This window comes from Pseudomonas citronellolis, assembly GCF_001586155.1.
In the GTDB taxonomy this organism is placed as follows: domain Bacteria; phylum Pseudomonadota; class Gammaproteobacteria; order Pseudomonadales; family Pseudomonadaceae; genus Pseudomonas; species Pseudomonas citronellolis.
The window spans coordinates 1,555,398-1,567,485 of the sequence record NZ_CP014158.1 but is presented as its reverse complement, the minus strand read 5'-3'; the positions used below and the strand labels follow the sequence as shown (position 1 = coordinate 1,567,485).

Annotated in this window: 13 protein-coding genes; 6 read left to right on the top strand and 7 right to left on the bottom strand. The window is 68.8% G+C overall.

The genetic code is table 11. The features are described 5' to 3' along the window. Positions 1–32: 32 nt before the first annotated feature. The 3 genes from PcP3B5_RS07105 to dinG all read right to left on the bottom strand — a co-directional run bounded on the left by PcP3B5_RS07105 (position 33) and on the right by dinG (position 5,804). A complete protein-coding gene (locus tag PcP3B5_RS07105) occupies positions 33–1,178 on the bottom strand; it encodes a serine hydrolase domain-containing protein (RefSeq protein WP_058070169.1) in 1,146 nt (381 codons plus the stop codon). Positions 1,179–1,285: 107 nt separating this feature from the next. Next, complete coding sequence (locus PcP3B5_RS07100) at positions 1,286–3,574, bottom strand: beta-galactosidase (RefSeq protein ID WP_061560894.1); 2,289 nt, start codon at positions 3,572–3,574, stop codon at positions 1,286–1,288. Between the two features lie 85 nt (positions 3,575–3,659). Continuing rightward, positions 3,660–5,804, bottom strand: coding sequence for an ATP-dependent DNA helicase DinG (dinG, locus tag PcP3B5_RS07095; protein ID WP_061560893.1), 2,145 nt, complete (start codon positions 5,802–5,804; stop codon positions 3,660–3,662). A 387-nt stretch (positions 5,805–6,191) separates the two neighbouring features. Here dinG and PcP3B5_RS07090 point away from each other — a divergent pair, with 387 nt between their 5' ends. Further along, complete coding sequence (locus PcP3B5_RS07090) at positions 6,192–6,656, top strand: CopD family protein (protein WP_061560892.1); 465 nt, start codon at positions 6,192–6,194, stop codon at positions 6,654–6,656. Positions 6,657–6,693: 37 nt separating this feature from the next. On the opposite strand, the gene PcP3B5_RS07085 is transcribed toward PcP3B5_RS07090, so the two are convergent. The 3 genes from PcP3B5_RS07085 to PcP3B5_RS07075 form a co-directional block, all read right to left on the bottom strand. Beyond that, entirely contained in the window at positions 6,694–7,458 is a 765-nt protein-coding gene (locus PcP3B5_RS07085; RefSeq protein WP_009620683.1) for a hypothetical protein, read from the bottom strand. Further along, positions 7,451–7,726 (bottom strand): DUF1145 domain-containing protein, encoded by a 276-nt coding sequence (locus PcP3B5_RS07080; RefSeq protein ID WP_043272512.1) that lies wholly within the window; start codon positions 7,724–7,726, stop codon positions 7,451–7,453. Before PcP3B5_RS07080 ends, PcP3B5_RS07085 begins: the two co-directional genes overlap by 8 nt. Before the next feature lie 120 nt (positions 7,727–7,846). Then, entirely contained in the window at positions 7,847–8,479 is a 633-nt protein-coding gene (locus PcP3B5_RS07075) for an OmpA family protein (RefSeq protein ID WP_009620687.1), read from the bottom strand. A gap of 140 nt (positions 8,480–8,619) precedes the next feature. Between PcP3B5_RS07075 and PcP3B5_RS07070 the strand changes: the two genes are divergently transcribed. The 3 genes from PcP3B5_RS07070 (at position 8,620) to PcP3B5_RS07060 (ending at position 10,458) form a co-directional block, all read left to right on the top strand. Next, positions 8,620–9,108, top strand: coding sequence for a DUF6231 family protein (locus tag PcP3B5_RS07070; protein ID WP_009620689.1), 489 nt, complete (start codon positions 8,620–8,622; stop codon positions 9,106–9,108). 2 nt (positions 9,109–9,110) lie between these two features. After that, the gene (locus PcP3B5_RS07065) at positions 9,111–9,584 is read left to right on the top strand and encodes a YchJ family protein (RefSeq protein WP_043272511.1); all 474 of its coding nucleotides are present in this window, start codon (positions 9,111–9,113) and stop codon (positions 9,582–9,584) included. Between the two features lie 247 nt (positions 9,585–9,831). After that, positions 9,832–10,458 carry a trimeric intracellular cation channel family protein gene (locus tag PcP3B5_RS07060; protein WP_009620693.1) on the top strand — a complete coding sequence of 209 codons (627 nt, stop codon included), beginning with the start codon at positions 9,832–9,834 and terminating at the stop codon, positions 10,456–10,458. A 4-nt stretch (positions 10,459–10,462) separates the two neighbouring features. On the opposite strand, the gene PcP3B5_RS07055 is transcribed toward PcP3B5_RS07060, so the two are convergent. Beyond that, positions 10,463–11,011 carry a hypothetical protein gene (locus PcP3B5_RS07055; protein ID WP_061560891.1) on the bottom strand — a complete coding sequence of 183 codons (549 nt, stop codon included), beginning with the start codon at positions 11,009–11,011 and terminating at the stop codon, positions 10,463–10,465. Positions 11,012–11,136: 125 nt separating this feature from the next. Here PcP3B5_RS07055 and PcP3B5_RS07050 point away from each other — a divergent pair, with 125 nt between their 5' ends. Together PcP3B5_RS07050 and PcP3B5_RS30545 are read left to right on the top strand one after the other, a co-directional pair. After that, positions 11,137–11,622, top strand: a complete 486-nt coding sequence (locus tag PcP3B5_RS07050; RefSeq protein WP_009620697.1) for an LEA/WHy family protein — start codon at positions 11,137–11,139, stop codon at positions 11,620–11,622. Positions 11,623–11,629: 7 nt separating this feature from the next. Further along, on the top strand, positions 11,630–11,821 hold the full coding sequence (locus PcP3B5_RS30545; protein ID WP_009620699.1) for an SEC-C metal-binding domain-containing protein: 192 nt from the start codon (positions 11,630–11,632) through the stop codon (positions 11,819–11,821). The last annotated feature ends 267 nt before the right edge of the window (positions 11,822–12,088 follow it).

Below are 12,088 nucleotides of genomic sequence, written 5' to 3'. Positions count from 1 at the left end.
GCCAGGCGCTGCGCGGCGTCTGGCCCGGGCTCCTACAGGCAGTCGCCGGCAATGCGCGCCAGCTTCTGCGCGCGCGGGTCCATCAGCACGTAGGGGCCGAGGGTGTTGGTGACGAAGCCGAAGGCCAGGCTGCGCTCGGGGTCGGCGAAGCCCACCGAGCCACCGGCGCCGGGGTGGCCGAAGGCCTGCGGGCCGAGGCCGTAGGTGGCGTTGGCCAGTTCCGGCTGGTCGAGCATGCAGCCCAGGCCGAAGCGGGTGCCGGTGAGCAGGGTGCGGTCCTCGCCGCGGGCGTGTTCGCAGGTCAGCTCGGCGAGCAGCGCGGCATCCAGCAGCTTGCCCTGCAGCAGGCCGTCGTAGAAACCGGCCAGGGCGCGGGCATTGCCGTGGCCGTTGGCGGCCGGCTGCTGCATGCGCCGCCACTCGGGCTTGTTGGTGCTGGTGAGGATCGACGGCGGGTTGGTGAAGGCGCGGGTAGTCAGCGCGTTCGGCTCGCTCATCATTGTGCGCAGCAGGCGCTGCGCCGCGGCGTCGCCGAGGTTGCCCTTGGCCCGGGCGATGTGCGCCACGCGCGGGAACTCGGCGTCGTCCAGGCCGATGTGGAAGTCCAAGCCCAGGGGCCTGGCGGTGCGCTCGACGATGGCGGCGCCGGGCTCGCGGCCATCCACCCGGCGGATCACCTCGCCGATCAGCCAGCCGTAGGTGATGGGCGCGTAGCCGTGCTCGCTGCCCGGCGTCCACCAGGGCGTTTCGGCGGCCAGAGCGGTGGTCATCGCCTGCCAGTCGTACAGCGCCTCAGCGGGCAGCATCTCGTGCAGCGCCGGCAGCCCGGCACGGTGGCAGAGCAACTGGCGCACGGTGATGGCCTGCTTGCCGGCGGCGTCGAACTCCGGCCAGTAGCGCGCCACCGGGGCGTCCAGCTCCAGGCGGCCCTCGCCCACCAGTTGCAGGGCGGCCACCGCGGCGAAGGTCTTGGTGCAGGAGAACAGGTTGAGGATGGTGTCGGCCTGCCAGGCCTGGCCTTCGTCCTTGCCAGCGTTGCCGGCCCAGAGGTCCACCAGGGTCTCGCCGCCGACCTGGATGCACAGCGCGGCGCCTCGCTCCTGCGGGTCCTCGAAGAGCGCGGCGAAGGCGTCGGCTACGGGGGTGAAGCGGCTGTCGCAATGGCCTTGCAGGGTCATGGGGCACTCCGGGCTGTGGGCGAAAGACGCATTCTTCCAGCCCCCTGCCGGCTTGTGAACCCGACCAGGGTAGGGCCGCGGCCATCATGGCCGCGGCGAATGCCGCTCTATTGCACCGCCGGCGCTTCCGGCGCGGCGCTGGCGGTGGCGTCCGGATCGACCCGCGGGGTGGGCGCCTCGGGCGCCGCCTTGGCGGCGGCGCGGGCCTCCTCCAGCATGGTCTTCATCACCTGCTGGTTGCCCTTGCGCACCGCGTCGATGAAGCCGGCGAACGGCAGGTCGGTGATGCCGACCAGGCCGATGTGGCCGTTCTCGCCGTCGAGCAGACGGCCGCTGGCGGGCTGGTCGAGGTACTGGAACCAGTGCGCGCCGACGATCTGCGGGTCCTTCACCGCGGCGGCGAGGAACTGCTGGTAGCGCTCGCCGCGCTGCTGCTCGTTGTACACCTCGGAAACCCCGCCCCAGAACGGGCCGCGGTCGCGGGAGCCGAAGTGGAACTCGCTGATCAGCACCGGCTTGTCGAGGCTGCGCACGTAGGCGGCGTCGTAGCCCTGCTGCGGCGTCGGCGCGTAGAGGTTGAAGCTCAGCAGGTCGCAATACTGCGCACAGGAGGCCAGCGCCTCGGGGGTGTTCACCGCAAAGCGCCCGCCCAGCAGCAGGTGGTTGGGGTCGTGCCAGCTGAGGGAGTCGCGCAGGGTCTTGAAGTACTGGTCGGCGTACAGGCGCAGGAAGGCGCTGTAGTCCTGCTCGATGGCCGGGTGCTCGGCCTGCACTTCGGGGGCCTGGTAGCCCGGCGCGTCCAGGTCTTCCCAGGCGCCCAGTTCGACGCCCCAGGCTGCGGCCAGGGCCTCGTGCTCGTGGTACTTGTCCTTCAGTTGCTTGATGAAGGCGCGCTTGGCCGGGCTGTCGGTGGACAGCGCCAGGGTGCCGAAGGCCAGGGCGTAGCGGTTGCGCGGCTCGCTGCCCTGCCCGGCCCAGGCCAGTTCGTTGTCGGCGTAGTAGCCGAGCAGCCAGGGGTCTTCGCGGTGGTCGCGGGTGGCGATGGCGATGGCGCGCTCGGCGGCCATGGCGAATTTCGGGTCGAAGGGGTCGGGCATGGCGCCCCACCAGTCGTAGCCGGTGCTGACCGTGGCGTAGTCGCCGCCGATGGCCAGCGGCAGGCTGTAGGGTATCCGCGAGGCGCCGGCGAAGGCCGGCTGGCTCCAGTTGCCCAGGCCGTTGAAGCCCCAGGCGTCGAGGCGCGCCAGGGTGCGCTCCAGCCAGGCGTCGGCGGCCGGCTGGCCGCTCAGCCCGCCCGTGGCGCGGTAGCGGTTGGCGGCGTAGAAGTCGTACCAGCGGCCGTGGCCGAAGGCCCTGCCCTGCTGGGCGCCGACGCCGTCGCGGTCGTCGCTCTGGCCGTAGAAGTCGGCCAGCGGCTCGCCCTCGGCGGGCAGTTCGGTGAACATGTATTCGCGGCCTTCGACGTAGGTCTGGCTGCTTTCGCTGTTCACCGTGTTCACGCCCAGGGACCAGTACGGGTGCCCGTCCGGCGTCACCAGCCACCAGCGGCCGTTGCGCTTCTCCGTGCGGAAGAAGCCGGTGGCCTGGAAGTCCGGGCCTTCCGGCAGGCCGCCGAAGGTGTCGGTGGGCTGCGCCTGGGCCTGCCATTTCTTCAGTTGCTCGCCCTCGGCCTTCCAGGCATTGGCCAGTTGCTCGACGCTCCTGACCTTCTCCGGCCAGTCGCTGCGGGTCGACTGGCCGTAGGCGTCGATGATGCCGGTGTAGGCCTTGCGCAGCTCGTCGCCGCCGGAACGGGTGCCGAAGCGGCCGACGAGGATGTTCTGGGCCGCCTTCGGGGCGTTCAGGTAGAGGCGCACCGCGCCGACCTTGTTGCGCTGCAGCTCGCCGGTGACCACCGGGGCGATGAGCACGCGCTGGCCGTCGAGGCTCATCGGCATCGGCACCCCGGCGCGCATTCCGAACAGCTGCGGCGCGGTGGCCTGCAGCGGCACCAGCAGTGTCTGCGCCGGCCCGGCGGGCAGTGCGACGCTGGCGTGCAGGCCAGGCGTGCCGTCGAGGTTGTCGATGTCGATCTCCAGGGTCAGCGCCCAGTCCATGGCGCTCTGGATGCGCAGGCTCATGGCGTCGGCCCGCGACCAGTCCCAGCTGCCACCGGCGGGCTTGAGGGTCAGCGTGGGGCGCGCCGCCGGATGGAACTTCACCCGCCGCAGGATCTCGCCCTCGGGCGTGGCCTCGGCGGTGGCGCTGGGCAGGTCGGCGTCCTGCAGGCCGACGCTGACCACCGCCATCGGCTTGACGAAGTTGAACAGGACGTCCTCGCTGGGCGCGGCCCACAGCGGGGCGCAGGCGAGGCTCAGGCTGAACAGCAGGGGCAGATGCCAACGGAGTGAACGCATGCAACCTTGTCCTTGGGGCGGCGCCGGGCGCCACCGGGATTTGCGACCTGGGACGGCGCGCCGCCCCTGTTACGGATGCCGCGCCTTAGGCGATCTCGCGGCGGAACGGCGGCAGCGCGTTGAGGATGGCCTTGCCGTAGCGCTGCGTCACCACACGGCGGTCCAGCAGGCTGATGGTGCCGCGGTCCTGCTCGGTGCGCAGCAGGCGCCCGCAGGCCTGCACCAGGCGCAGCGAGGCGTCGGGCACGGCGATCTCCATGAAGGGGTTGCCGCCGCGCGCCTCGATCCACTCCGAGAGCGCCGCTTCCACCGGGTCGTCCGGCACCGCGAAGGGAATCTTGGCGATCACCACGTGCTCGCAGTAGGCCCCCGGCAGGTCGACGCCCTCGGCGAAGCTGGCCAGGCCGAAGAGCACGCTGGGCTCGCCGTCGTCGACGCGGGCCTTGTGCTTGTTGAGGGTCTCCAGCTTGGACAGGTTGCCCTGGATCAGCACGCGCTTGCGCCAGTCGCGCTCCAGGCCGTCGAACACGTCCTGCATCTGCCGCCGCGAGGCGAACAGCACCAGGGTGCCGCGGGTGCCCTCGACCATGGCCGGCAGTTCGCGGACGATGGCCGCGGTGTGGGCGGCGGCGTCGCGCGGGTCGGCCTTCAGGTCCGGCACCCGCAGCAGGCCGGCATCGGCGTGGTGGAAGGGGCTGGGCACCACGGCGGTGACCGCCGCGCGCGGCAGGCCGGCGCGCATGCGGTAGCGGTCGAAGGTGCCCAGGGCGGTCAGGGTGGCGGAGGTCACCAGCACGCCGTAGGCCACGTTCCACAGGTTGCGGCGCAGGGTCTCGGCGGCGAGGATCGGGCTGGCGTTGGCTTCGATGTCGTAGAAGCTGCCGCTTTCGGCGAGGGTCAGCCAGCGCGCCATGGGCGGGCTGTCCTGCGGGTCCTCGCAGGTGAAGGCGGTCCACAGTTCCCAGTTGCCCTGGGCGCGCGACAGCAGGCTGCCGAACAGCGGGTACCACTCCTCGGCCTGGTAGCTGGCGACACCGGCGGTGCCCTCGCCGTCCATGGCCTGCTTGAGCAGTTCGGTGAGGCGGGTGAAGAGGTCGGTGAGTTTGGAAAAACCCTTCTTCAGCTCGATGCCCATCTCGCGGATGTGCTCGGGGACCACCCCGCCCACGAAGCGGTGGCGCGGGCGCTCGCGGCCTTCCATATCCTCGCCGGCACGGAAGTCGCCGATCTCCTCGCAGGCGGTGAACATGAACTGCTGCTGGGTGCGCAGCTCGCGGGCCAGCTCCGGCACCTGCTCGATCAGCCGGCCGAGGTCGCCGGGCAGCGGGTTCTGCGCCAGCAGCTTGCTCAGGTTCTTCTCCACCTGCCCCAGCCAGTCGGCGGTGGCGCGCAGACGGGTGAAGTGGGCGAAGTGGCCGATGGCCTTGTCCGGCAGGTGATGGCCTTCGTCGAAGACGTAGAGGGTCTCGCGCGGGTCCGGCAGGATGGCGCCGCCGCCCAGGGCCAGGTCGGCCAGCACCAGGTCGTGGTTGGTGACGATGACGTCGACCTTGGTCATGCCCTCGCGCGCCTTGTAGAAGGCGCACTGCTGGAAGTTCGGGCAATGCCGGTTGGTGCACTGGCTGTGGTCGGTGGTCAGCTGCGCCCAGTGGGCGTCCTCGATGGCCTCCGGCCAGGAGTCGCGGTCGCCGTCCCAGCGGTTGCCGGCCAGGCGCTCGATCATCTGGTTGAACAGCTTGCTGCCGCTCTCGTCGACGTCGATGCGGAAGCCTTCTTCCTCGAACAGCTGGGCCGTGGCGTTCTGCGCCTGGCCCTCCTGCAGCAGGTGGTCGAGCTTGGACAGGCACAGGTAGCGGCCGCGGCCCTTGGCCAGGGCGAAGCTGAAGGCCAGGCCGCTGTTGCGCAGCAGGTCGGGCAGGTCCTTGTGGACGATCTGCTCCTGCAGCGCCACCGTGGCGGTGGCGATCACCAGGCGCTTGCCGGCGGCCTTGGCGCAGGCGATGGCGGCCAGGCTGTAGGCCACGGTCTTGCCGGTGCCGGTGCCGGCCTCCACGGCGACCACCGCGGGCTCGCCGCTGCGCTGGCCTTCCTCGTCGGTCTCGATGGCGCCCAGGACCTTGGCCACTTCGGCGATCATCAGGCGCTGGCCGTAGCGCGGCTTGAGTTCCTTGGCTTCCAGGAAGCGCGTGTAGGCGCCCTGGATGGTGGCCTTGAGTTCGTTGCTGAGCATGGAATTCCCGGGCATGCGGGACTGTCCATCGGGACATGTCCGGATGCTGGATAAATTTTCAGTGGTAGCAGGGTCTGTTGGCGTTTTGTCACGACCGCGACGGAGCCATTTTTTGCGTGGGGCAAGGCGCGAGGAGAGCGGTTTGGTCATTCCAAATGAACGACGAGTAACGCGGCACCACGCAAAAAAGGGCCCGTCCCTTCGGGTTGCGCGGCAAATGGCGCCATGCGTCGTTGCGGGACTTGCCAAGGGAACGCCATTGCCTGCGTCCCGCGCCTAGCCTGGCGCCATTTGTCGCTGCAACGCGGCTCGCGACAAAACGTCAACAGACCCTGTGGGGCGGCTATGATAGCGCGCTTATTTTCAACCGCCAGCGGAGATCGCCGAATGACCGCCTTTGCCCCCGTCTATGCCCTGCACGTCCTGGCCGCCCTGGTCTGGGTCGGAGGGATGTTCTTCGCCTGGATGATCCTGCGGCCTGCGGCCGTCGCCGCGCTGGATGCGCCGGCGCGGCTGAAGCTGTGGGCCGAGGTGTTCCGGCGCTTCTTCGTCTGGGTCTGGGTGGCGGTGCTGGCGCTGCCGGTGACTGGTATCGGCATGTTGCAGCTGAGCTTCAATGGCGTGGCCGGCGCGCCGCGCTACGTGCAGGTGATGATGGGACTGTACGTGGCGATGCTGGCGCTGTTCCTGCGGGTGCAGGCGCTGCAGCTGCCGGAGCTGCGCCGCGCCATCGAGGCGTCCGACTGGCCCGCCGGCGGCGCGGCGCTGGGACGCATCCGCCGCACCGTGGGCGGCAACCTGCTGCTGGGCATGGCGCTGGTGGCGATAGTCGCCGCGCGCCCGCACTGGTGAACATTGGCGCGGGCCGCGGGGCCCGCGCCGGTTTCAATCAGAAACGCACGACGTCCAGACGGCCCTGGGCACCGCTGGGGCCGGGCTTGCCGGCGTTGCCGTCGTGGCCGGCCTTGCCGCCGTCCACCGAGTACAGCAGGCAGCCCTTCTCGCCGCTGCGCGCGCCGGCCTTGCCCGGCTTGCCCGGGGCACCGCCGGCGCCGCCTTCCAGGCGCACCTTGACCAGTTCCACGGGGAATTGCTGGGGTACTTCCAGGCGCACCACGCCGCCGGCGCCACCGGTCTGGCCATCGCCGGCGTCCTGGCCGTCGCCGCCCTGTTCCGCGCCGCCCCACAGGCAGCCGCCGCTGCGCGCGTGGGCGCCGTCGAGGCCGTCGTAGCCCGGCGCGCCGACACCGCCGCGCACGTCGACCAGCAGGTTCTCCACCTGCACGTCCTGCAGGCGCAGGGTCAGGGTGCGTCCGGCGCTGGCCGGGCGATGGAAGCTGCCGGAAGCGCCCTGGGCGGCGATCACGCTGCCATCGGCGAGGTGCCCGCGGGCCACCTCGATGCGCAGCGGCTGCTCGCCGGGGAACACGCCCAGGCGGGCGTTCTTCTGCAGGTCGAGTTCGTCGATGTGCAGCACCTTCACCCGCGACGGGATCAGCAGCGCGCCGCCCTCCGCCACGCGGACGTGTTCCAGGCTCAGGGATTCGCCCTTCACCGGCAGGCGCAGCACGGTATTGGCCTCCACCTGCACCGAGGCGGCGCTGGCGGCCTCGATCGGCGCCAGCAGCATCAGGCCCAACAGCAGCTTACGCATGGCCGCCCTCCTTGACCGGTGCCGGCAGCGAGAGGAAATGGAAGATGCCGAACAGCAGGACCTGGATGCGGTCCAGCCAGGGGGACGAACGCCCCTTCAGGCGTGCGCCGAGCGCCAGCAGTTCAAGGATGTGGATCAGCAGGATGAGGCCCCCGGCGACCTTCAGCAGGGTCGCGAACGGATGGGCGAAGGGATGCAGCAGATTGGCCAGCACCGCCAGCCAGAACAACAGGGCAACCAGCTTGCCCAGCCCCACAAAAGCCTTCATGTAGATGCTCCCCCGGTTTCTTGTGCCGGCACCATACTCCGGAGGCGGTGACGATTTCCATAGGCGGCGGAAACACGAAAGGGGCGCATAGGCCCCTTTCGCTTCAGCACACGCCGGGTGTCACTGGCGCTTGATCAGGATTTCCACGCGACGGTTTTCCGCGCGGCCTTCCTTGGTCTTGTTGTCGGCGACCGGTTTGCTTTCGCCGTAGCCTTCCACCGACTTGATGCTGCTGGCAGGCACGCCGGCATCCACCAGGTAGTTGGCCACCGCATGGGCGCGGCGATCGGACAGTTTCTGGTTGTAGGCGTCGGTGCCGACGCTGTCGGTGTGGCCGGAGATATCCAGCGTGGTGGTGGAGGCTTCCTCTTTCAGGCGGGTGGCGATGGTGTCGAGCTTGTCCTTGTCACGGTTGTCGATCTTCGACGAGTCGAAGGCGAAGTGCAGGTCCCTGACAACGATGGTCTCTTCCTTCGGCAGCGGTGCCGGAGCCGGTTCGGGAGCCGGTGCGGGCGGCGGCGCCTCGACCACCTTCTCGCCTTCGCCATGCACCCAGCAGTAGGACGCGCCGAGCACGCCGCCGATCAGCGCGCCCCAGCCCGCCCAGGCACTGCTTTCGATGGAGCCCAGGCCAGCGCCCCCTACACCACCGACCAATGCGCAGGTCGGCCAGTCGGACTTCTGCAACCCTGCGCACCCGGTGAGCAGCGTGCTTACCAGCAGCAGGGGTAAAGCGGTCCTTTTGATGCTCATATATCAGTCTCTCCTGTGAGATGGGTCTGAACCGACAATTACCGAGTAAAGACGGCGATGCACGAATACGCCAGCACTAGGCCATGAAGGGGTTCACAGGCTAGTCTCTGCGCATTCCGAACGAGAGTTTCCGCACACCGATGATTTCCGATCGCACGCCCCAGCAGGCGCTGGCCGCCCTGCTCGACCGCTACGCCCCGCAACGCCTGCTGCTGGTAGGCGCCAGCGGCATTCCCGCCGTGGAAGCCTTCCGCCAGGCCCACCCCGATTGCCAGGTGCACGGCGCCGCCGCGGGCGAGCTGCCGGCGGAACTGGCGGCGCAGCGTTACGACCTGGCGCTGCTGGCCGACTGCCTGGAACACCTGGAGCGCCGCGCGGCGCTGCAACTGGTCGGCGGCATCCGCAACCTCAACAGCAGCCGCGTCGCCGTGCTGGTCGACCTGGCCGAAGCCGGCGTCGCCGAAATCGACTTCTACGCCCTGGGCATGCAGGCCAGCGAACGCTTCCAGCGCGACGATCAGACACTCACACTGTTCACCTACGATCTGCGTGAATACAAGCAGGTCCCGGATTGGCTGAACGCCAAGTTCTGGGCCAACCCGGAAAACTTCGGCAAGTACTGGTGGTGACCATGACCGAGCCCTGCTGCCCCTGTGGAAGCGGCCTGTCCCTGGCGGACTGCTGCGGCCGCCTGCACGCCGGCCAGCCGGCGCCCACCGCCGAGGCGCTGATGCGTTCGCGCTACAGCGCCTACGCCCTGGGCCTGGTGGACTACCTGCGCGACACCACGCTGCCGGCCCAGCAGCCCGGCCTGGACCTGGAGGCCATCCGCGCCTGGAGCCTGGGCAGCACCTGGCTGGGCCTGGAGGTGGAAAGCCACGAGGTGCTCGGCGGCACGCCCGAGCATGCCCGCGTCACCTTCACCGCGCGCTGGCACGACGCCAACGGCGAGCACAGCCACCGCGAATGCTCCGGCTTCGTCCAGCGCGACGGCCGCTGGTATTTCCTCGACCCGACGGTGCCGCTCAAGCTGGGCCGCAACGATCCCTGCCCGTGCGGCGCCGGCGGCAAGCTGAAGAAATGCTGCGGGCCGTGGATCGGTTGACACGGCGGACGCACCGGGGCGTGCCTCGTAGGATGGGTTGAGCGAAGCGATACCCATGCGGCCATGGTGATGGGTATCGCAAGCTCAACCCATCCTACGTCAGCGTTTCTCTTGCACCGGTAGCCAGCGGCCTTCCGGCGTGCGTGGATAGCAAAGGATTCATTGCCACCAAAAAGGGACACCGCATGCACCCATTGGGTGCATCGGGCCCATCGGCTAGAATGCGCGCTTTTCCGCGGGCCCCGCCATGCTGCTGACCACCCTCTACATCATCGCCATCATCGCCGAGGCCATGACCGGCGCGCTTTCGGCCGGGCGCCGCAGCATGGACCTGTTCGGCGTGGTGCTGGTGGCCTGCGTCACCGCCCTGGGCGGCGGCTCGATGCGCGACATGCTGCTGGGGCACTACCCGCTGACCTGGGTGCGCCACCCGGAATACCTGGCGCTCACCGCCGGCGCCGCGCTGGTCACGGTGTTCATCGCGCCGCTGATGCGCCACCTGCGCTCGCTGTTCCTGGTGCTCGACGCCATCGGCCTGGTGGCCTTCACCCTGATCGGCTGCCAGGTCGGCCTGGAGATGGGCCACAGCCTGCTGATCGCCGCGGTCAGCGGGGTGATCACCGGGGTGTTCGGCGGCATCCTGCGCGACATCTTCTGCAACGACGTGCCGCTGATCTTCCGCCGCGAGCTGTACGCCAGCGTGTCCTTCGCCAGCGCCTGGTGCTACCTGATCTGCATCCAGCTGGAGCTGCCCAACGAGCAGGCCATGCTGATCACCCTGTTCGCCGGCTTCCTGTTCCGCCTGCTGGCGATCCGTTTCCACTGGGAAATGCCCAAGTTCGTCTACAAGGACGATCCCCAGCAGAACGGCTGAGCGCTCAGTCGGCCAGCTTCAGATGGCTGGTGTCGGGCGCCGGCGCGGCGGGGTCCGCCTTGGCCTGGCCCATGTCGCTGCCCACCGGCGCCAGGCTGAACTGGCTGAGATCGACCTGCGGCGCGCGCGGCTCGGCCTTGTCGTCCTGCAGGTCGGCGCCCACCGGGGCCAGGCCGAAGTCCGGCGCGTCCACCTCGGCGAAGGCCGCCATGTACTCGTCGCGCGGGGCCACCTTCAGCCGTCCCGGCTTAGCCGCGGCCGGCGCCGGAGGCGGAGCGGGCTCGACGGCGGGCGGCGGGGCCAGTTCGATCTCCTCCACCGCGGGGGCCATGTCCACCACCTCGACGCGCGCGCCGGCCCGTTCCAGAGCGGCGCGATACTTGTCGGCGGCGGCGGCGTCGAGGTTATTCTTCAGCACCAGGCGGCGGCCGGAAAACAGCAGGGCGATGCGTTGCGCATCGGCCTGGAACAGCTTGGCCAGGTTGGCCTTCACCGCTTCCGGATCGGCGCCTGGAAGCGTCTGACCGGAAAAGACGATTTCGTAACGGCTCATCCATCACACTCCTGTGTTCTCCCGTCTGCCGACGGGCGGCCCAGTATGGGACAACTTCTTTTAACGCAACAACAACTTGCGGCCAAGCAGCCGCTTGGTACACTGGGACGTCTTGGGGGATTGAAATGAATTATCAGGCGCAAACGATAAGAATTATCAGCCTAGTCTGGATTTTCGCGCTCCTCTCCGGTTGCAGCTGGATGACCGGTAGCTTCGAAAGCCCCGACGTGAAGCTGATGAAAGTGGACGTGGTGAAAGCCCGCCTGCTAGAGCAACAGTTCACACTGCACTTCCGTATCGACAACCCGAACGATTTCAGCCTGCCGGTGCGCGGCCTGGCCTACAAGGTCAAGCTGAACGACGTCGACCTGGCCGAAGGCGAATCCAGCGTCTGGTTCACCGTGCCCGCCAATGGCCGGCAGTTCTTCGAGGTGCCGGTGCAGACCAACCTCTGGCGGCACATGAAGTACATCGTCAAGCTGCTGGAAGACCCGGACAAGCCGATCCGCTACAGCCTCGAAGGCGACGTGAAGACCGGCCTGCTGTTCGGCCGCACCGTGCATATCGCGCGCAATGGCGAGATAATCCCCGGCGATTTCATCCCGGAGTGAGGCACCCATGAGCCAGGAACCCCATGTACATGGTCCCGACTGCAACCACGACCATGATCATGACCATCATCACCACGTGCACGGCCCGCACTGCAACCACAGCCACGAGCCGGTGCGTAATCCGCTGAAGGACGTTGGCCGCAACGATCCGTGCCCTTGCGGCAGCGGCGCCAAGTTCAAGAAGTGCCACGGCGCTTGAGGCGGGTGGGCTAGGTGAGAACGCCGTTTCTTCCGTGAGGGGAAACGGCGTTTTCGTTTCCGGCGGGCACAAAAGCCCCCTATAGGAGCAATCCGCTCCCACGAGGGAAATGCCATGCCTCCCCGGTGATCGTAGTGCCGACTGCGCCAAGGCGCTTTTCGTAGGATGGGTTGAGCCTCGGCGAAACCCATGCGGTCGTGGTGATGGGTATCGCTTCGCTCAACGCCATCCTACGAGGCCTTGTGTGCCGGTGGGGTAGGAGCAACT